Raw genomic sequence first — 20659 nt, 5'->3', positions numbered from 1 at the left:
AAAATTACTTTTAGTTAAGAACTCTCGCACTCATAAAATTTCCTCCATTGATACCTCGAGTATACAGGAGGAAATTTTAAATTGCAAGTTTTTAATTAAAGTCGGCATACAATAACTTACTGAATACCCATCTCACTATCTACTTCTGCCTTGTTGATCATTACTTTAATCAGCTTATAATCTTTGTCATATAATTTGATATAACCCTTGTGAATTTCATCCACCAAGGCATTGTTGTTGTAAAGCTTAAGTCCCCAGTTTAGTTCTCTCGGGTCTATATAAGCCCTGTTAAACTTCTTAAGCGGGATATAGCTTTTGCTTACTGGTTCAAAAGATACTTTACCAGAATCAGATGCATAGACATTGACATCAAAATTCTCACCGTCTTTAGATGATGCCTGGGTTGATTTTGCTGCAGCAAAAGGAATAAGATCACCCGGCAAGGTATTAAAAGAACCCGGCAGCAAATGTGCTTCCATATAAACAGCGCCTTCATACATAAGGTCTTCATATGAAAGTGTCACTTCATCAAAGTATGTAAACAAGACGTCCTTGTAATTGGTCAGAAATTCCGCTCTTGCAACTGGTATCGGTAGCAGTTCCAAGTCCAAAACATAATAGGCTTCCGTCACAAGTGGGTCTGATGGCATACCGTGAATTTCTGAAGGATTTGTATAATCATCTACTGATTCGTAAATATTAGCATTCATCAAAATATCTGTATAAATCAGCTCATCTTTGTCATTATAATGACTGATATAAAGATTGTAATAATAGCCGTCGTATTCATGGTTCAAGCCGTTAACAACGCTGATATCTTCATAATCGCCATCATATTCCACATGAATCATCTGTTCAGCAAGGATGCCTTTTTCCTTTAGTTCTTCATGGTTTACCTTTAATGAAACATAATAAGGTTCCGGTATGGAAATCTCAAGATTTTCATCTGCAGATACTAATAGTCCTAAAATATCGTCCCACTTATAACCTGAGTTAAACTCATTCACCATATAGTCATAAGTCATTGGGAAATAAGTGATGTTTCTAAAGTTTAAAAGTGGATAGTCCGCAATAGAGTTATCAAATGCCTTACCATTTACCTTTACAGGAAAGGATACAGCTTCAGCAGGATATGGCTTGCCCAGATTGTTGTAAGTTTTTTCTTTTTGAACATAGACTTTCATCTTATCTCTTTTACTGACTTTTAAACCATTGCTCGGTTCCCAATTAAGTTCTAAGCCAAGTGCATAAGACAGATCCCAAGTCATAGGAATATAAGTAATGCCCTTATAGGTTATAAATGGATACTGCTCCGTTTGATTATCAATGATATTGCCATTAATAGTAACATCAAACTCAGGGATCACTACCTCAACCTCTTCTGCATAGGCTGTTGTAGCTAACAACATAATCATACAGAAAATTAAAACTATTTTTTTCATTTCTACCTCCTAATCTCAGGATTATAGTTTAACATATTGTTAAATATAAAAGCATTAAAAAAACCTTAACTTTATTCGCTAAGGTTTCTAATTATTACCTATTCAAATTTATCATTGATAATGATTTTTATCAGTTTCATATCCTTGTCATATAGCCTTATAACACCATAATTAAGTGTATATAAAACTTGGTCATCTTTTTTACAGATCAAAGAAGTATTCTCATCAATTGTAGGATCTACATACATAGACGTTAATTGCATTAGTGGTACATAATCCTCTGATTTTTTAAATGCCACATAACCAGTTTTGTCACTTTTTAATATTTTGTACTTAACATCAGTATCATCAATTAAAGCACCCGAGCGAAAAGTCAATGCATCATAAGGGACAAGTTCTCTTGGTAGTGTATCAATTACACCATAACCTACAACTTCAGCATAAACAGCTCCCATACTTTTGATTTTATCTAAATCAACTCGATTAGGCGCCATATATTCATAAGCAAGGTCAGGATATTCAACTTGTGAACGTGCTAAACTCATCGCTAATGGTTCAAAAGTCACTTCTATCTTAGCTACAGCATCATAGATTGGATCCTCAATATAAGTTTGATTCACAGCATATGTTTTTGTACTCATACCATCATAAGCTTCTCTGCCATATTGCGACTTCATAGCACCTATTAGTTCACCATCTCTTGTAAGGTATGTAACATCAATATTTATAATATAATCATGATACTGAGGAAAAGTACCCGGAATAAAAGATACAATAATATCTCTATCGCCATGACGTTCGATTTTGACCATTTCTTCTACTATGATTTCATCATCAAAAGTGTCAAAGTCAATATCAAAGGTCTTTGTAAAAGGTTCATCTAAAAATACACTTAGATTCTTATCAGCAGAAACGCTTAAACCTTTTGCATCATCCCAACCATATCCTGCACCAAATTCACCTACCATATAGTCATAAGTCATCGGGAAGTAAGTGACATTTCTAAAGCTAAGGAGTGGGTATTCTGCGCTTGCATTATCGATCTGTTTGCCGTTTACATTGACAGGAAACTCAACAACACTCGCTTGATAAACTTTTGTAGAGTTCATGCCTTGACCTGTTTTTACATAAGGCTTCATGTCTTCTCTTTTTCCGATTGTCAGACCTTTGATTTCGCTCCACTCGGACTGCAAACCTAAAGCATATGACATATCCCAAGTCATAGGAATATAAGTGATGCCTTTATAGGCGATAAAAGGATAGACTTCTTGATCGTTGTCAACTTGAATACCATTTAAAGTGATGTCAAACTCGGGTAGATTTACTTCTACATTTTCTTCTGCATATACTCCTGGTATAAAAAAAACAGCCACCAAGAGTAAGATTAAAAATTTCTTCATACAGCCTCCTATTCAAATTATTTCCAAATTCAACTTACCATATAAATAGTTTGAGGTCAAAGAAAAAAGCCGATTAAATCGACTTAAATGACAAATGTAATTCTTTTGTAGTATATGATGTCACCTTATAGTCTTCATTCATTCTATAACCAACAACCCAGATGATATTTTCATCATCACACACCAAATAGATTTGGTCTCTCTCATGAGCTGGAATCTTCAAATCAATAAAGAAATCCTTTAACTTCTTTCTACCTTTCATACCAAGAGGCTTAAACTTATCACCGGGTCTTCTGGTTCGTACATAAAGTTGACCTTTTACTTTATCAGCATCGATTCTAATGCCACCCTGACCTATAAAGACACTTCCAAACTTCCCTTCAAAAGGCTTGTCTTCTCTTAAAACATCAGATGACAGATCCTTGTCAGTTTTATAGTATATAAGTTGGTCATAAGACTTTTGAAAAATCAAATCCCTAATAGAAACCTTGTTGCCATGCGGCATATCAAGTAATAAAATGACTCTATTGATTTGGTCAAAAGATACCCCTTTTAAGGAACCTGTTTCATTTTCAACAATCTTTCGAATCAAGCGACTGAGAATAGCCCTGTCTTTAGGTAAAGCTTCCACCAAAATTTTATTATCTAGTTCAGCATATATCTGATTGACATGTTTCTCAATAAAATTAAGGTCTTCTTTTAAGAGATCTGATGTCTGGTAAAGGCTCTCAACAATGTTTGGATTAAAGTGATCTTTAATATAAGGCAAAAGCTCTAATCGAATCTTGTTTCTTGTATAATCTGTTTCAAAATTGGTATGATCTGTTCGAGTTTTTAAATCATGATCTTTACAGTATTCTTCTATTGAAGTTCTTGAACACTCGAGGACTGGACGTATGATATGATCTCTTTGATACTTAATAGATGTAAGACCTTCTAGACCACTACCCCTAAAGAGTCTCATCAAAAGTGTTTCTGCCTGGTCATTCATATTCTGGGCAACAGCAATTTTATTGGCACCTGTCTTTTCTTTAACCAAATCAAACAAGGCGTAACGTCTTTCTCTTGCCCCTTCTTCAAAACTCAACTTTTTGGCTTTCGAAAAAGCTTCTATATCCTCTGAGAAAATAAAGGATTCCAAGTTTAAGCTATCTGCAAGTACTTTTACATAAGCAGCATCACCATCAGACGCCTCACCTCTATAGTTATGATTCAAATGACAAACATATAGGGTCAAGTCATAATCTTTTAGTGAATAAAGGGCGTGAAGCATGGCCACTGAATCTGGTCCACCAGAAACTGCAACTACAATCTTATCTCCCTTTTGAATCAAGTTTTCTCTTTTAATTGTTTTAAGCATTTTTTCAATCATAAACATACCTCAACTTATTCTACCATACATGAAAGCCTTGAGACAGCTTATTTAATAAGACACAATCACACCTTTATCACCACAATAACAAGCATTGATAAGACTCTCTTCCATAATCAGTATTATCCAAAACTGAAGCTCGCTTGTGATTTTTTTCTTATGATGCAAAAGGAACTATTAAAATATAGGGCATCATCGTTAAAACAAGCGGCAATGATGATTGAACTCGGATTTAACAAGTGTATCGGTAATCTCTAGTAGCATTTAGGATACTTATATACTTTACTCTCATAAGCTAATAAGGAAATAGCTATTTCATTTGTTTCTGTCTCAACCGTTTGATTTATCAAATCAGTAAGTTCATAATTCTTTCCAAAACTATTTTTTACTTCAATGTCATAGTCATGCCAATTTACTGCTAAGAGCTCAAAGTGTTTTTCATATTCCATTAAGAACAAGGAAGGAAAATGATTATCATATAAATCAATTATCTTAAAAGAACTATAAGTCTTCTTATGATTGAGCATTTGATTCAACTTTCTAAGTTTTATATCACTCAATTTAGATAAATCATCTCCAAGTGTTGTGAAACCATCCAAGATCCTATACAGATTAATAATTGTATCCACTTGCCTTGCATTAAAGTTACCTATAGGGTGATCCTTTGCACCAGCAGTTCTACCAGATATTCCTTCTGTTTTATCTCTTATGACAATGGAATCTGGGTCATTTAACCACCAAGTACCGTTCATCCATAGTCTCAACAAGTTTCGTTTAAATGTTCTTTTCAGACTTTCCCAACTAGCACCAATATCACCACTTGTACGATTGATATCAGCGACATCATAAGTAGCTGCATAATGACCGCCACAGGCAATTATAACAGTATCATCACCAACGGCTTCTCTTATCGCTTTCATGGCATCATTGAGTGCTTCAAAAGCAGATACCTCTCTATAGAAAACAGCATAGTCATACAGACTGACAATTCTAAGAAAATCTAATTTTAAAATCTCATAACCCCAATCGTACCTCACTCTAACCAATTCTTTTTTCATCCAGTCTAAGGCCTTAGGGTGAGTCGTATCAATGATAAAACCATCAATGTGGCAATGAAATACAATTAAGTTTCCCTCTTGATCTTTTAATAGCCATTCAGGATGATTTAAATGAACATAGCTCCGAGCTTCTACCCAAAATGGTGATAACCAAAGACCTGGTCGAATGCCTTTAGACCTAATCTTATCAGCAAGCCACTTCATGCCATGAGAAAATTTATGATTGCTCTGCCAAGTCCCCAATCGTTCCTCCCAGCCCATATCTATTAAGATCATGTCCAGATTCAATTGATATTTGTCAATTACCTCTAACTGTCTTAATACATGGTCCTCACTGATATTTTCATAAAAATAGTACCATGAACACCAGCCTGTTTTAGGTAAATCAACGCTTAACTTCTGATCTACCTTGGTTAAACGCCCATAATCTTTAAGGACTTGATTGGTATCTCCTTTTAGAAGAATAAAGCTTTCATCATAAACATCATCTGCTTCAAGGTATCTTAAATCACCGACTACAGAATATTTCTTCAGTCTTTCATCTAAAGAAAAAATGTGATTTATAAATCCTGAGTCAGGCCTCTTTTGACCTATCAAATAAGAGTCATTACCATCATATATAAGAGTTACCATAGGGCTAGTAATCATAAGTTCATCACTTATCACTTCATTTTCTCCGGTTTCAGTTACTGACGTTTGAAGTTCATTTGCATAACTTCTTATATTTTTTATCGGATATACAGAAGCCCAGTCATTCTTCAATAAGCCATTTTTATATATCCACCATTCACTTGTATCCATATTATCTTCATAGTCTAAACTAAACAATTCAAAATAGCTTATGTCAAAACCATGATTGGATATATTCTTCAGACTACAGGTCAAGACATCATCGTACTGGTAAGTCAAAGTAAAAATACCTTCATAAATGTAAATAATCTTATTTTCTTTATTAAGCGATTCACACTGATTCGAATGATATCTTTGTCCATTAATTTTAATTTCAAACTCTAGGTGCTCAAGTGCCATCCATTCTGCCAAACCTCTCATTTATACCTCTCTTTCTTTAAAACTCATTATAATTTGTCAATGGATTTGTGAGCAATTGTAAAATGTCTGAAGATGATAGTATAATGTCCGAAAAGGAGAGTTCGATGTTTATCCTAAACAATCACACAATCGTAGAATTTCCTCTTGATCCTTTTGATCAACTTACATCTGAAATACTTTACGCAGGTAAAGAAGCATGTCAGCCAAATCATTTTAGAACAGGTCTTCGTTCTAATTACCTTATCCATTACATCTTAGAAGGCAAAGGGCAGTTTTGTCTTAACAATGAAACTTATAACCTCAAGGAAAATGACGCTTTTATCATACAACCGCACCAATTATGTCAATATAAGGCCCATGATAAAAAACCATGGTCTTATATATGGATTGGTTTTTCCTGTAATCATTCTTTAAAAGACCATCTGCCAAATGTTATTTATAACCTTGAAAAATCAACTAGGGATATACTCCTTAATCTCAACACCACTTACCTAAGTGATGATTCACAAACGGCTAAAAATTATTTCATTCAAAAGAGTCAACTCTTTAGTATGCTTTCTCAACTTATTTTAGACAAACCCTTTCAACATCAAGAACTGGATAAAGATGAATCATACATAAAAGATGCGCTTTCATATATACATTTGGAATATGCAACTGATATGTCTATAGAAGGCTTAGCTTCACATCTTTCCATTAGCAGAAAACATCTTTCTGCTGTCTTTAAGAGACACTTAAAAGTATCACCTAAACATTACCTCATTATGTACCGTTTATATCAGGCCAAAAAAGCATTAAAAAATACACATCATACCATTAAAAACATCGCCTTAGATGTGGGTTATAAAGATGTGTATCAATTTTCTAGGTTGTTTAGTAAATATGAAAATATGTCACCATCTCTTTATAGAGAAAAAAATAAGACACGATAAACGTGTCTTAAACTTACTCACCTGCAATGGCAAGAGATTTTATTTTAATAGATGGCGAAGCCACATATGCTGCACCTGTCGGTAATGAGAAGGCCATATCGTTACCGATTGCCTCAACATCCATAAGAAGGTCTTTTAGATTACCTGCTACAGTGATTTGATCAACAGGACGTTCTATTTTACCGTCCTTGACCAAGTAACCGTTGGCCGCTAGTGAAAAGTCACCTGAAATAGCATTTAAGCCAGAGTGTAAACCTTGAAGACTTGTAATGATCATACCTTCTTCCATTTGAATCAACTCATCAAAGGAATGTGTACCGGCTTCGATGTATAAGTTAGATGGTGCTATGTTGATGCTCGACTTGTAAGAAGCTTTAGAAGCATTACCTGTCGATTCGATACCATCTTTTCTAGCTGTTTTATTGTTATGAAGAAAAGTCTTTAAGACCCCATCCTTGATAATCTCTGTCTTCATGGTCTTGGTACCTTCTGCATCAAAGCTCTTATTACCATGACCACCTACCATAAATGGGTCGTCTACTAAAGTTACCAAAGAACCCGCAACATTTTCATCAATTTTACCCTTCATCATGGATAAGTCTTTCTGAACATTTTCTGCATTAAAGACAGACATAAAAGCACCTAATAAATCTGCAGCTGTTTCATTCTTTAAAACAACTGGATAAGATTTAGAAGCAACTGGCGAAGCCCCAAATTGAGAAACAGTTTCTTCTACCGCTTTTTTTGCCACCGCCTTGTAATCAAACTTGTCGAAGTCTTTTTCAATTAGAAGCACATGACCAGTTTTATTTTCTTCACCTGAAACTGCAAGAACATTAACATAACAGATGCCAATATTAGACTTCTGAGACAGGTCCATACCTCTTGTATTATTAATTTTTACGTCCATCTCAGATTCCATGTATAAATTATAAGATAAAGACTTGACCCTCTCATCTAGTGATTTAGCCTCTGCTTCTAGCTTCTTTAAAAAATCTATCTTGTCAGCTTTAGCTACCTTACCTAAGTCCTCAGAATATAAATCCATCGGCTCAATTCTACCTTTTGGCTCTGCAATCTCTACCTTATCTTCAGACTCAATGGCCTCAGCATTGGCTTTGGCTTCTCTTACTAGCATTTCAAGAGAAGCATCATCTAATATTTCAGTAAAGGCATAACCCATTTTTTCATTATAGAGACCTCTAAATGATAAACCTGCCACTTCAGAAATACTAAACCTGTCCACCTCTTGATTAAAGACTGTTGTTTCAAAGTTTTTACCTTCTTGGAAGTATACTTCCATATCAGAGAAACCTTGAGATTTACCCAGTTCAAATAATGCATCTACAAACTTTTGATATTCCATGTTTCCCCCTTACTTTCTTCCGCCAACAGTGATTTCTGATACTCTGATCATCGGTTGTCCAACCCATGTAGGAATAGAACCTGATGCAGATCCACACATACCTTGACCATGTGCTAAGTCTTTACCAACCATATCTATCTTCTGAATAACTTCAAGACCTGTACCAATTAGAGTTGCACCTCTTACTGGTTCAGCAATCTCACCGTTTCTAACTAAATAACCTTCTAATACTGCAAAGTTAAAGTCACCTGTTGCTGGGTTAACAGAACCGCCACCCATTTTCTTTGCATAAATACCGTACTCAGTATTTTTAATGATGTCTTCATTTTCAGACTGACCTGGTGCAATATAAGTATTGGTCATACGAGAAGTTGGTGCATACTGATAAGATTGACGACGACCGGCCCCTGTTTGAGGCATGTTCATTCTTCTAGAGCCTAACTTATCAATCATGTAACCCTTTAACACACCATTTTCTAATAAGACATTTCTTTGAGGTGCTTCACCTTCATCGTTGATGTTGAATGAACCCCAGCCATTTTCTATGGTACCATCATCAATAGCAGTCACCACGTCTGAAGCAATCTTTTGGCCTAACTTGTCACAGTAAACAGAAGTACCCTTAGCCACTGAAGTCGCTTCTAAACCATGTCCACACGCCTCGTGGAAGATAACCCCACCAAAACCATTGTCGATAATTGCTGTCATTTTGCCAGATGGACAAAGATCAGCATGAGCCATGGTCGTTGCAATTCTTGATGCTTCACGGCCAATGCCCTTTAAAACATCATCATTGTAGATTTCTAAACCAACATGGGCACCTGTATCTGCACCACCTGTTTGCATTTCACCATTGACAGAAGCCACAGCGCCTATGTTCAATCTTGTTCTTACACGCTGGTCTTCAGCATAAACACCCTCTGAGTTGGCAACTAAGATGTTTTGTACATAATCCATATAAGAACCTCTCACCTGAGTGATCTCATTTGAATAGTTTTTAGCTTCCTCAGCAGCCATTCTTAAAAAGCCGATTTTATCCGACTTAGACACGTCTGTTGGCATGATCTTAATAGGGTTGATGATGTTGACACATTTTTTAACCATATCAATACCTAAATTCTTATCTACACCTGAAATCGAAGATGCAATTTCCTTCGCTACTTTGATAAGATTTTCTTTAGATGTATCATTGGTATAACCATAAATTGAATTTTTACCGTTAAAAATTCTGATACCCGCACCATAGGTTCTACCAGCATTAGAGTTTTCAATTTTACCACCTATCATGGTGATGCCATTGTCATGTCGATCTTCAACAAAAATTTCAGCAAAATCTCCCCCTGTTGATAATGCCGCTTGAAGCACTTCCTTTACGATACTTTCCTTAAGCATTTGCCCTCCTTTTCATCTATAAAATTAACGACTACGTTAAAGTTTTTTTCTCGTTTAAATAATAACATATCCACAATTTAGTGTCAAAAGACAAATTCTTAATATTTGCACAATTCAGGCAGTATTAAGAGACAACACATTTTACTTATCCACAAGTTATCCACAGGTTTCAAAAAATAAAAAAAGATGTACAATGTACATCTAATTTCTTGGTGCCGAGGACCGGAATCGAACCGGTACGATCGCAATGATCGCAGGATTTTAAGTCCTGTGCGTCTGCCAGTTCCGCCACCTCGGCATCTATATCGCGTCGTCTCAACTCATGAGAACAAATAATATGATACTGCAAACTCATCCATTTGTCAACAACTTATACACATTTTTTTCGAAAAATATTCAATGTTTTTTTCAAACCTTAATTATCACTATTTTCGTAAAATTCTAAACAAATGTCACGATAAAATTTTTTTCTATATCACCCTACATTTTCACGTTTTGACTATAAAAAAAAGATGTACCTAAGTACATCTTTCGTTTGGTGCCGAGGACCGGAATCGAACCGGTACGATCGCAATGATCGCAGGATTTTAAGTCCTGTGCGTCTGCCAGTTCCGCCACCTCGGCATTTTTTCGTTCACACTGGCTGCGAACAAATAATATAATACTTTAATATGGTCCTTTTGTCAACACGTATTTCATATTTTTTTCAAAGAAAAAAACACTTCTTAAAGAAGTGCATTTTAACCTTTGTCAAAGAATAGACCTTCTAAGTTATCATATTCACTGATGGTAATACCATCTTTTTCTAAAGCCAATAAAATAAGTTGCAAGATCATAAATCCACAAGGAATAATATCAGCACGTTTAGGCTGTAATCCTTTATGCTTCTGACGCTCTAAAACGGTCTGTGACAAGAGTTTTCTATTTAATTGATAAACAGTATCTAAAGGCACATAATAGTTGTGTATACGCTTTCTATTGTAGATATCCATTTCAAGAGCCATAGAGCCGGCTGTTGTGATGGTACCACCTATACCAATTATCATTTTCAAGTCATACTCTGCAATCTTGTCCAGTTCAGGTTTGATGGCCTGACGGATAAAATCTGCCATATCTTGTTGTTCTAAAAGCGGTACTGGATCTTCTGTAACAAATTTATCATGCATTCTTACAGCGCCAATATCTAAGCTGTGCGAGTACAAAATACCAGACTGGTTACCAACGATCAACTCCGTCGAACCACCACCGATATCTATAACAAGTACATTGTCTTCTGCTTTTACTAAGTTTGAATCTGCCAGACCTTTAGCAACACCTAAAAATCCCAGTCTAGCTTCCTCTTGACCACTGATCATTTCTACATGGATACCAAGTTCATGAACACGTTCTAAAAAGACATCTCTGTTAGAAGCATCTCTTACTGCACTTGTGGCAATGGCAATTATTTTTTCTGCACCTGATGACAAAGCCAAATCCTTAAATTTTCTTAGTGCATCAACAGTTCTGTCCATGCCTTCATCAGATAAGATTTTACTGCCATCCACACCATGTCCAATACGTGTGGTTTCCATGTATTTCTCTGCTTCGATACAAGACATTTCAGGATCTAATACAATCATCCTTACTGAGTTGGTCCCTATATCGATGCATGCTACTTTTCTCATAAATTCTCCATCACTCGTCATCTGTGTAGTAAATCTGAAAATAGATTTCGTCAGGACTTACCATCTTAAGAGTTTCCCTGGCGTATTCTTCCACAAACTCAAGTGTTTCTACTCTGTCAAGTTCTTCTTGATATTGATTTAAAGTTCTCTCTAGCCTTTCAATCTCGGCCATGTATTCATCACCTTGTTGGTTCAGCTTTTCATATAGGTCTTGTTTCATCATGGTAGAGGTCACAGAAAAAATAGCTACTACGATGAGTATGCCTATTGCAATGCTATGTCTTCTAAAAAAACTTCTACGCTTCTTCATATTAACCCTCGATTACTTCGTACATATCCTTTGCATCATCCTTGGTAACATGCTCTTTTAAATCAAGCACCTTAACCTTGATGATTCTAGAAGAAAAATCCATACTGATAATATCATTCACACTAACAATTGAACCTGGTTTAGCAGGCTTGTCATTGATTAAAATACGCCCTTGATCGCAAGCTTCTTTTGCAATGGTTCTTCTTTTAATCAAACGTGAATTCTTTAAATACTTGTCGATTCTCATAATAACCTCTTAAAAAAAATAAAAAACGTAGCAGCACTCAGAAATTCTTTGTATTGCTACGTCTATATTCGTTATGTACCTGATTACTTGTTAACTAATTCTTTTAACGCTTTACCAGCTTTGAAAACAGGTGCTTTAGAAGCTGGGATTTCGATTACTTGCTCAGGATCTCTTGGGTTTCTACCTTGTCTAGCTTTTCTTTCTCTAACGTCGAAAGTACCGAAACCAACTAATTGAACCTTATCACTCTCTAAAAGTGCTTCCTCAACAGACTTCATGAATGCGTTTAATGCTAACTCAGCATCTTTCTTAGTTAAACCTGACTTCTCAGCCATACTTGTAATTAATTCTGCTTTATTCACAGCAATTCCTCCTTATTAATAAATAGTCGAAAATCACATCGTATAATTTCCGAAGAGATTGATATCACTCATCTCACTATATATATGATATATTGAAAACACTGATTTTATCAAGTCTTTTTTTGATTTTTTATATTAAATCTCATGTTTTTTTGTGTTTTCTCATAAAGTGAGGTCCCTTTCTATGAAAAGCTTGATAAATAGGGCCTGATTAAGGAAAAAATTGTTTGATTATCTAGAAATCTTCTGACAACTTAAGGCTGATTAAAAGATATATTTTCTTGATAAACCACTTGATTTTTGCCGAGTTTTTTGGCCTCATACATATGTTTATCAGCCAATTCTAAAAGTTCATCATGACTAAATCCCTCTTTATACATAACCAGACCGATAGAAACGGTTACTTTTACCTCTAATTTTTCCAAAGCCTCTAGGGTGATGTTTCTTAATATACGATTTGAAATATCAAGTGACAGATTTAAATCCGCATCTTTAAATAGAAGAACAAATTCCTCTCCCCCAAACCTGCAGACAATATCGCTTGAACGAAGAGATAACTTGATGGTCTCTACAACCTGTTTTAAAACCTTGTCTCCAAAACCGTGACCATAGGTATCATTGATATGTTTAAAGTCATCGATGTCTAACATGGCAAGACAGAAGTTCGTTTGATCTTCCACAAAATCATCCAGCATTTGGTCAAGGGCATTTCTGTTACAAGCATCTGTTAAAGGATCATGCATAAGCTCTCTTAAGAGTTTCTTTTCTTCTTTGATCCTCTTCTGATTGACCCGGTAGATGTATCTTAGAAGGACAAGACCCGATATTAAGATAAATAGGAGGTATATCTGATAGTGATAGACCCTGCCCCCGTCAAAAGAATCTTCTAAACTATAAAAGAGTTTCCAGTCCACCTTTTCAAGGTCTAAAATATAAGATAAACGACCATCCTTCACTTGATAAAGCCCTTTGCCATAAGGATTTTCTACAAAGCCACTGTCATCTAAATCATAGCTTATGATTGTTTCTGTTCTCTTTCCATTATCCGAAACAATTTGAAAAGCCGCATCTAAAATCATAAGATGGCCCTTATCCATGTAAGCCAAGTCTTCTAAAGGCTCCAGTTCAAAGCCAGATTGGAAGATACCTTGAGCCTTGTCTTCTATTAGGACCGGCCAATTCTTACCGAACAGAATTTGATCTTCATTGTAGGAATAGTTCAGAACATTTTCCCAGCCGTCTAAAAGCCCCTCTAAAGGCATTTCATTCATCTGATGGATATTGTCTTTAACATAGTCATACAGGTCTGATACAGAATCCACCTCGAAGACTTCTGATACTTCAGTAAATGGATAACCCGCCAATATGTCCATATCGGTATAATAAAGGCTCCATGTGTAAAGCTCAACGTGGTCTAACATAAAGCGCTGCACATCAAAGGCTGCTAAAATCCTCTTCAGTTCATCTACTTGATCATCACTTAAATCTTCAAAGCGACCATGGATATAGATGCTGCCAGATCCATTGGATTCATCTAAAGAGGTAATGCCGTAATCCTCTAAATAGGTCCATGTATAATCATTTAAGTCTATCTTATCCATAGACTCCTGAGTGATTTCTTCTAACCAATACTTTTGAAGTTTAGCACGGTCAAAGATCTCCGCCATACGGGCATCAATGACATCTGCTTGAGACTTTAAGTCTCTGTAAATAGATGATTCATAATCCTCTTTAGCGCCATTTAAATCGGACTGATAGTTCATATAAGTAAACGCCACTAATAAGAGTATAAACAAAATCGCCAATGTATAAGAAATGTATGTATTTGCTCTTATCTTTTTCATAAGTCACCTCTACTGTGTAGTTTTATACCCAACATCAAAAAATCTACTCAACAGAAGGATTTATAATAGTATTTATATATTATAAAAAACAGAAGGCTAGAGATAACAATGTAAGACAAAACTAGGACACACTTCTAGCTCATTATACACTTAACGAAAATTTCCGATTTAGAAACATCTGACTTAATTTCTTTTATCGAATATTGAATATTTAAGTCTTCACATATAATCTTCTCTAAAACTTCAATTCGATCTTCTAAAAATACATTTCTGTTATGATTAACAAGATGCACATTCTTTTTATAAAGAAGCATATTTTTTTCGTATACTGTCAAGAAATCTAGAATATATATTTCACAAGAATCATGTTGAAGCTGAACCCTAATATCTGATGGACCTTTACCAGTTTCTACTTTTAAGAACTTAGTTAGGTGATTTTTGAGTTCATTGACTTTACCACCATCTACAATCCTTTCAAAATCGTTGTTATTCATAGCTAAAATCGTTTTTACAACATCAGCCAAGATATCTAACAACTCATTTGTATCGACAGGTTTAACAATATAATTTGTAATACCAACATCTATACTCTTTAAAATCGTTTCCTTGTCATTCATAGCTGTTGTAACAATAATTGGTGTTAAACGATCTTCAGATCTCACTTTTTCTACAAGTTCAAGACCACCCATTTTTGGCATTCTCAAATCAGTAATAATAATATCGGGCTTTATTTGTAAATACTTCTCAAAACCCTCCTCACCGTTCTTGGCGGTGTATACTTTATGAACTCTTCTACTTAAGTATACAAACAGTTCATTTCTTTGAATTTCATCATCTTCAACAAACAATATTCTTACATTTTTTAAGAGTTCTGTGTTCATATTTCTACTCTCCTATCGGCAAATTAATTTCTGTGCATACACCATCTTCTGTATTAAACATCCCAATTGTTCCACCAAAGTTAGACTCAATAATCATCTTGGTCATATAAAGTCCTATGCCAGTACCATCTTGGTTAGCCTTTGTCGTAAAATACGGATTAAAAACTTTCGGTAAGACCTCATCAGGTATGTTTTCCCCATTATTGAATATCATAACTCTAATCCGATGATCACATTCATCGATAATTATATCTATTTTTCTGTTTGTCATGTCTTTCATTGCATCAATGGAATTGTTAATAATGTTAAGCACAACTTGTGATAGTTGATTTTCAAATCCATAAATGCAGCTTTTACTTCTGTCTTCTAAGGAAATATTTACTTCACCAATCGTAATTCGATCCTTAACCATCTCCAAAGAACTTTCTATCTGATTTTTTATACTGATACTTGTTTTTTCTTGTCTCGGATTAAAGAAATACCTAAAGTCATCAATTATTGCAGACATATTTTGAATAATATTCTGAGCATTATTCATAGTCGATTTAAAATAGTCTTCATTTAAATCATGGTGATCATAAGCATCGTCTAAGTTTGAAATCATTAAACTTAAACTACCTAATGGCTGTCGCCATTGATGAGCGATATTAGCTATCATCTCACCCATAGCTACAAGTCTGAATTTATAAATTAAGAGTCCTCGATCTCTTTCAAGTTGCTCTTCTTGTGCTTTCTTTTTTGATATATCTCTTGCAATAAGCATCATTAGAGTCTTGTTGTCCAGAGAAAATACTTGACCTGAAAGTTCGAATGGCGTTATACCGCCAGCTAAAATTAAATCCATCTCAAATACGGACAATTCGTCATCTTCAATACATTTAGAAAAGTTATCCATTGCTATTTGAGTTGTATTTGAGGCAAGCGACAAAAAATTCTTGTCTATAAGTGCTTCCCTGCTTTTGTTAAACTTCTTGCAAGCCATATCATTAACTCTTATAATTTCATAAGTTTCATTTGTAGGATTTCTGTGTAAAACAAATATCAAATCAGTACCAGCATTGAACAGCCGCTTAAATCTTTCCTTACTAGCATAGAGTGCTTTTTCCAGTTCTTTTCTCTCTTCAATGTCCTTTTCTAAATCTTTGTTTAACGCTTTAACTTGCTTGATATATTTTTGTTCATTTTCAAGGTAAACAATGTTCTTTCTTAAGTTAAGGATATAAAATAGTAAAATTACCAATACAATCGGAACCAAACCTATGATAACGATGTTGTTGTAAAAATAATTAGTCGCTAAATCACTCAGTTCTTTGTAATCCATAGAGACTGTCAATATCCAAAAATCATTTTCCAGCTTAACATGAGAAAAAGCGCTAAACTTTTTCACTCTTTTTTTTGATGCATCTTGATACCATATAGAATGATAGATACCAGTACCAGATTCTTCTAACTTTTGTAATTCCACTAACGTTTCAAGTTCAGACCAATCGTAATCAGGAAACTCACTTTTTCTGGCCTCCATAACATTCACACCAATGTCCTCATTTTTAGGATGCATAATCAATACACCATCAGAGTCTTTTAAAGATGCATATCCTTTTGAACCAATACGTATCTCTTCCAAATATAATCGGTACATCATTTCCATCTTAAGTATCAACCTTAGATGCCCTTTATGTTCTCCGTCTACAACAACCGGCGTTGTAATATCAATGGCTAGGTCCTTGTTCTCAAGCTCAAAAATCTCACCAATTACAGGGCCATCAAGTCCCTTTGGTACTTGGAATGGTTTCGTATCTGCAGCAACTTCTAGGGTTTCTTCAAATTGAATAGTTGAATAAATCAACTGGTCGTATTCATCATAAAACTGTATCTGATAAATTTTACCATTCTGAATTTTAAAGTAATTATTTAAAGCATACGATATAAAATCAGTAATCTCATCTTTTTTCAGACTATCATGATAATCATCAACAATGGTCTGAACCATAATTGTTGAGTCCTTTTTCTTCTCATCTAAAAAATCTTCCAAAGTTTTCGAAGTTGTTTTAGCAATAGTTAAGAGTTGTTCTTGTTCTTTCGTAATCAGATTATCTCTAAACGACACATAAGAATATATAGTCAAAACAACAACTGTCACAATTCCAATAATTATTAGAGCTATAATACTTCTATATGATTTGCGAATTCTATGATAAAGTTTCCAATTTTTACTCAAAATGACTTCCTTTCGAAAACACCAATAAGACTAGTATAAACTAGTCTTATATTATGCTGCCTGCTGTGATTTATTAACTTGCATTTTCTTTATATGATCTTTAATGATCGGGAATACAATTGACACAAGTGTGATAAGAATTAATGCAATCGCTAAAGTTGAACCATAAAAAATATTCAGTTCGCCATCAGAAATTCTGATTGCCTGTCTAAAAGATTGTTCCATAGTATTACCCACTATAACAGCTAATATCATTGGTGCAGTTGGAATGTTTACTTTCTTCATCACATAACCAGCTAGACCAAACAATACCAGCAAGTAGAAGTCAACAACACTACCAGCAATAGCATAAACCCCTACAAAAGACAACCCAAGTACAATCGGATATAAGACCTTTGCTGGAATTGCTAAAACCCTTACAAGCAAACCTGCCAAAGGAATATTAACTACCGCTAAGATAATATTACCAATAAACATACTCGCTATCAATGACCAGGCTACATCTGCATGTTGAGTAAACAATAAAGGTCCTGGTTGAATACCTAACATTAATAATGCCCCCATCATGACTGCAGTTGTACCTGAACCAGGGATTCCCAATGTTAACATAGGAATCAATGCACCTACCGAGGCTGCGTTATTCGCAGATTCTGGTGCTGCCAATCCTTCAATAGCCCCTTGACCAAATTCCTCTGGATGCTTGGATAGTTGTTTTTCATTGTTATAAGCCATTAAGGAAGCCATCGTTCCGCCTGCACCAGGTAAAGCACCTATTATAAAACCTAATGGAGCGGATCTTAAAATTGGCCATTTGGATAAGTCCCATTCCTTTTTACTAATCCATATCTTACCGAATTTCTTTTGCGCTTTTTTTGTACCATCTGCAATAGATTTATATGACTTGAAAACCTCTCCTAATGCATATATACCAATAATAACAATCAGAAAATCAATACCAGTTTGAAGTTCAAGAATCCCAAAGGTAAATCTTTTTATGCCCGACTGAGCATCAATACCTATCGTCGCAATCATCAAACCTATGATTAAAGATATAAAACCCTTAAGCTGGTTTCCTTTTGACATAGAAGCTGTCATAGACAGTGCTGCAACCATCAAAAGGAAATATTCTGCTGGTCCAAATTTCAAAGCAAACCTTGCAACAGGCGTCGCAAGTGCAACCATAAATACTGCAGCAATGGTTCCACCAATGAAAGATGCAATGGCAGATATAGCTAAAGCTGACTCAGCTTTTCCTTTCATGGCCATAGGGTAACCATCAAAAGTAGCTGCTAAAGCAGCACCATCACCAGGAGTATTGATCAAGATTGAACTTCTCGATCCTCCAAACATGGCACCATAATATATACCTGCCATGGTAATCATAGCAGCCGTTGGCCCCATGGTAAAAGTAATCGGAATCAATACCGCTACCCCTGTTGCTGGTCCAAGACCAGGCAACATACCTACAATGGTTCCTAGTATACCTCCAAATGTGATTAATAACAGATGATAAGGTTCTAATGCAATTAAAAAACCATTGAATAAATTATGTAGTATTTCAAGCATTTCTAACCTCCTATATGAATGGTATTCCAGGTAAAGGGATACCCAGCGCATAGTTAAACAGAGCAAATATACCGACACTAAAAATTGAAGCAACCAAGAGATTCACTACGACTTTCTTTCCATTTGTTAAAAACAAAATGCTCGTCATAAAGCCAAATGTTGAAATAACAAATCCCAAATGTTCGAATAACAAGCCATAAAGTACAGCTGATAAACATGTTATAAAAACCATTTTCGATACTTCTTTTTCTTTTTCAGAGTGAACAAATATTGAAGCAACTGCTGCTTTTATCATCGATTTGTCACTCTTAATAAATAAGACTAATCCAACAAGAACTAACAAAACACCCAATCCTAACGGAAAATATATAGGATCCATTGCGTTGCCTATTGCAGCCCTCGGCAGCATATAACTTAACAGCAGATACACTGCGCCAAATAATGTTACAACAAGACCAGTTAAGGCGTTGTAATCCATTTTTTTATCCATTCTTACTCCTCGCTATCTATATGATTTCACTAGGAAAAACTAGTGAAATCATACTATTTAATCATACCGATATCTTTAAGAATCGTTTCATATTCTGTATTTACTTCATCTAAAAACGTTGAGAACTCATCGCTATTTAAGTACAACTTATCCCATCCATTTTTTTGACACGCCTCATCCCATTCGCTTGTCTTTACCATTTCACCAAGCTTGTCTGACCAGTATTTAACTGCGTAATCAGGCATATTAGGCGGGCCAAAGATACCTCTCCAATTTACGAATGTTCCCTCTATACCTTCTTCAATACAAGTAGGAATTTCTGCCATAACACCTTCACCAACTCTATGATCGGCTGTATGTGCTAACACTTTTAAATCACCACTTGAAACCAAGGCTTCTACATCACCTAAACCAGTTGATAATAAGTCCACATGACCACCAAGGATCTGAGCAGTTGCGCCACCATCTTGGAATGAAACGTAATCAATTTGATCAAGATTTTCAACACCAGCAGCTTTGGCTATTATCAAGAATTGAATGTGGTCCATTGAACCAGCAGATGAGTTTCCACCGATCTTCACACTCTTAGGATCTTCCTTTAAAGCCATCATAACTTCATTGATGCTTTCAAACTTAGAATCCTTAGGTACTACAAAAGCACCATAGTCTGCAATTAGTCGTGATATTGGTGTTGTGTTCTTATAACTGAACTCAGAAGATCCATTTAAGTTAATCAGAATCAATGGTGGTGAATAAACAACAAGTGTTTTGTCATTGCCATCGAGTGTTTGTAAATGAGATAAAGTGACACCACCACCTGCTCCCGGCTTATTCGTTATAGGCATTGGATTTGTTATCAATCCAGTGTCAGCTAGTACTTTTGCAGTTGTTCTGATAGTTAAATCCCAACCGCCGCCTGCACCTCCAGGAGCGATGAAGTCTAGGTTTCCATTTGGATAACTTGCTGTATCACCAGCTCCAGCCTCCTCCTTAGAACATCCTGTAAATACCATCCCTACACTTAAGGCAAGGATTAAGATTAAAATCAAACTTTTTTTCATTTTT

At 35.3% G+C, this 20659-nt stretch carries 17 protein-coding genes and 2 tRNA genes; 1 reads left to right on the top strand and 18 read right to left on the bottom strand.

Features of this window, described 5'->3' with window-relative positions; translation table 11 throughout:
• Positions 1 to 116: 116 nt before the first annotated feature.
• From EZV73_RS24375 to EZV73_RS24360, 4 genes are all read right to left on the bottom strand, one after another.
• Positions 117 to 1442: a hypothetical protein gene (locus EZV73_RS24375; RefSeq protein WP_240843064.1), complete on the bottom strand. Its 1326-nt coding sequence runs from the start codon at positions 1440 to 1442 to the stop codon at positions 117 to 119.
• Positions 1443 to 1540: 98 nt separating this feature from the next.
• A complete protein-coding gene (locus EZV73_RS24370; RefSeq protein WP_240843063.1) occupies positions 1541 to 2842 on the bottom strand; it encodes a hypothetical protein in 1302 nt (433 codons plus the stop codon).
• Positions 2843 to 2915: 73 nt separating this feature from the next.
• Positions 2916 to 4214 (bottom strand): tRNA lysidine(34) synthetase TilS, encoded by a 1299-nt coding sequence (gene tilS, locus EZV73_RS24365; RefSeq protein ID WP_240843062.1) that lies wholly within the window; start codon positions 4212 to 4214, stop codon positions 2916 to 2918.
• 254 nt (positions 4215 to 4468) lie between these two features.
• Positions 4469 to 6322, bottom strand: coding sequence for a glycoside hydrolase family 36 protein (locus EZV73_RS24360; RefSeq protein WP_240843061.1), 1854 nt, complete (start codon positions 6320 to 6322; stop codon positions 4469 to 4471).
• 104 nt (positions 6323 to 6426) lie between these two features.
• Between EZV73_RS24360 and EZV73_RS24355 the strand changes: the two genes are divergently transcribed.
• Positions 6427 to 7254, top strand: coding sequence for an AraC family transcriptional regulator (locus tag EZV73_RS24355; RefSeq protein ID WP_240843060.1), 828 nt, complete (start codon positions 6427 to 6429; stop codon positions 7252 to 7254).
• 13 nt (positions 7255 to 7267) lie between these two features.
• Here EZV73_RS24355 and EZV73_RS24350 read toward each other — a convergent pair whose 3' ends face one another.
• The 14 genes from EZV73_RS24350 to EZV73_RS24285 form a co-directional block, all read right to left on the bottom strand.
• The gene (locus EZV73_RS24350) at positions 7268 to 8620 is read right to left on the bottom strand and encodes a TldD/PmbA family protein (RefSeq protein ID WP_240843059.1); all 1353 of its coding nucleotides are present in this window, start codon (positions 8618 to 8620) and stop codon (positions 7268 to 7270) included.
• 9 nt (positions 8621 to 8629) lie between these two features.
• Positions 8630 to 10012 (bottom strand): TldD/PmbA family protein, encoded by a 1383-nt coding sequence (locus tag EZV73_RS24345; RefSeq protein WP_240843058.1) that lies wholly within the window; start codon positions 10010 to 10012, stop codon positions 8630 to 8632.
• Between the two features lie 210 nt (positions 10013 to 10222).
• Positions 10223 to 10310: transfer RNA gene (locus tag EZV73_RS24340), tRNA-Leu, on the bottom strand.
• Positions 10311 to 10548: 238 nt separating this feature from the next.
• A tRNA-Leu gene (locus EZV73_RS24335) sits at positions 10549 to 10636 on the bottom strand.
• A gap of 116 nt (positions 10637 to 10752) precedes the next feature.
• Entirely contained in the window at positions 10753 to 11676 is a 924-nt protein-coding gene (locus EZV73_RS24330) for a Ppx/GppA family phosphatase (protein WP_240843057.1), read from the bottom strand.
• Positions 11677 to 11686: 10 nt separating this feature from the next.
• Positions 11687 to 11986 carry a septum formation initiator family protein gene (locus EZV73_RS24325; RefSeq protein ID WP_240843056.1) on the bottom strand — a complete coding sequence of 100 codons (300 nt, stop codon included), beginning with the start codon at positions 11984 to 11986 and terminating at the stop codon, positions 11687 to 11689.
• Between the two features lies 1 nt (position 11987).
• Positions 11988 to 12233 carry an RNA-binding S4 domain-containing protein gene (locus tag EZV73_RS24320; protein WP_240843055.1) on the bottom strand — a complete coding sequence of 82 codons (246 nt, stop codon included), beginning with the start codon at positions 12231 to 12233 and terminating at the stop codon, positions 11988 to 11990.
• Between the two features lie 83 nt (positions 12234 to 12316).
• The gene (locus EZV73_RS24315) at positions 12317 to 12595 is read right to left on the bottom strand and encodes an HU family DNA-binding protein (protein ID WP_240843054.1); all 279 of its coding nucleotides are present in this window, start codon (positions 12593 to 12595) and stop codon (positions 12317 to 12319) included.
• A gap of 254 nt (positions 12596 to 12849) precedes the next feature.
• Complete coding sequence (locus tag EZV73_RS24310; RefSeq protein ID WP_240843053.1) at positions 12850 to 14439, bottom strand: GGDEF domain-containing protein; 1590 nt, start codon at positions 14437 to 14439, stop codon at positions 12850 to 12852.
• 134 nt (positions 14440 to 14573) lie between these two features.
• Entirely contained in the window at positions 14574 to 15320 is a 747-nt protein-coding gene (locus tag EZV73_RS24305) for a Na-translocating system protein MpsC family protein (protein ID WP_240843052.1), read from the bottom strand.
• A gap of 4 nt (positions 15321 to 15324) precedes the next feature.
• The gene (locus tag EZV73_RS24300) at positions 15325 to 17538 is read right to left on the bottom strand and encodes a cache domain-containing protein (protein WP_240843051.1); all 2214 of its coding nucleotides are present in this window, start codon (positions 17536 to 17538) and stop codon (positions 15325 to 15327) included.
• A gap of 51 nt (positions 17539 to 17589) precedes the next feature.
• A complete protein-coding gene (locus EZV73_RS24295) occupies positions 17590 to 19104 on the bottom strand; it encodes a tripartite tricarboxylate transporter permease (protein ID WP_240843050.1) in 1515 nt (504 codons plus the stop codon).
• A 10-nt stretch (positions 19105 to 19114) separates the two neighbouring features.
• Positions 19115 to 19594: a tripartite tricarboxylate transporter TctB family protein gene (locus EZV73_RS24290; RefSeq protein ID WP_240843049.1), complete on the bottom strand. Its 480-nt coding sequence runs from the start codon at positions 19592 to 19594 to the stop codon at positions 19115 to 19117.
• Positions 19595 to 19647: 53 nt separating this feature from the next.
• Complete coding sequence (locus EZV73_RS24285) at positions 19648 to 20655, bottom strand: tripartite tricarboxylate transporter substrate binding protein (protein WP_240843048.1); 1008 nt, start codon at positions 20653 to 20655, stop codon at positions 19648 to 19650.
• Positions 20656 to 20659: the final 4 nt, after the last annotated feature.

This window comes from Acidaminobacter sp. JC074 (assembly GCF_022496765.1).
In the GTDB taxonomy this organism is placed as follows: Bacteria; Bacillota; Clostridia; order Peptostreptococcales; family Acidaminobacteraceae; genus JABXKX01.
This window is presented reverse-complemented; position numbering and strand designations above follow the sequence as displayed.

Bases quoted from the DNA above. Each gene is read 5' to 3' on its own strand.
- EZV73_RS24375 (WP_240843064.1), bottom strand. From the start codon at position 1,442: ATGAAAAAAATAGTTTTAATTTTCTGTATGATTATGTTGTTAGCTACA.
- EZV73_RS24370 (WP_240843063.1), bottom strand. From the start codon at position 2,842: ATGAAGAAATTTTTAATCTTACTCTTGGTGGCTGTTTTTTTTATACCA.
- tilS (WP_240843062.1), bottom strand. From the start codon at position 4,214: ATGATTGAAAAAATGCTTAAAACAATTAAAAGAGAAAACTTGATTCAA.
- EZV73_RS24360 (WP_240843061.1), bottom strand. From the start codon at position 6,322: ATGAGAGGTTTGGCAGAATGGATGGCACTTGAGCACCTAGAGTTTGAA.
- EZV73_RS24355 (WP_240843060.1), top strand. From the start codon at position 6,427: ATGTTTATCCTAAACAATCACACAATCGTAGAATTTCCTCTTGATCCT.
- EZV73_RS24350 (WP_240843059.1), bottom strand. From the start codon at position 8,620: ATGGAATATCAAAAGTTTGTAGATGCATTATTTGAACTGGGTAAATCT.
- EZV73_RS24345 (WP_240843058.1), bottom strand. From the start codon at position 10,012: ATGCTTAAGGAAAGTATCGTAAAGGAAGTGCTTCAAGCGGCATTATCA.
- EZV73_RS24330 (WP_240843057.1), bottom strand. From the start codon at position 11,676: ATGAGAAAAGTAGCATGCATCGATATAGGGACCAACTCAGTAAGGATG.
- EZV73_RS24325 (WP_240843056.1), bottom strand. From the start codon at position 11,986: ATGAAGAAGCGTAGAAGTTTTTTTAGAAGACATAGCATTGCAATAGGC.
- EZV73_RS24320 (WP_240843055.1), bottom strand. From the start codon at position 12,233: ATGAGAATCGACAAGTATTTAAAGAATTCACGTTTGATTAAAAGAAGA.
- EZV73_RS24310 (WP_240843053.1), bottom strand. From the start codon at position 14,439: ATGAAAAAGATAAGAGCAAATACATACATTTCTTATACATTGGCGATT.
- EZV73_RS24305 (WP_240843052.1), bottom strand. From the start codon at position 15,320: ATGAACACAGAACTCTTAAAAAATGTAAGAATATTGTTTGTTGAAGAT.
- EZV73_RS24295 (WP_240843050.1), bottom strand. From the start codon at position 19,104: ATGCTTGAAATACTACATAATTTATTCAATGGTTTTTTAATTGCATTA.
- EZV73_RS24290 (WP_240843049.1), bottom strand. From the start codon at position 19,594: ATGGATAAAAAAATGGATTACAACGCCTTAACTGGTCTTGTTGTAACA.
- EZV73_RS24285 (WP_240843048.1), bottom strand. From the start codon at position 20,655: ATGAAAAAAAGTTTGATTTTAATCTTAATCCTTGCCTTAAGTGTAGGG.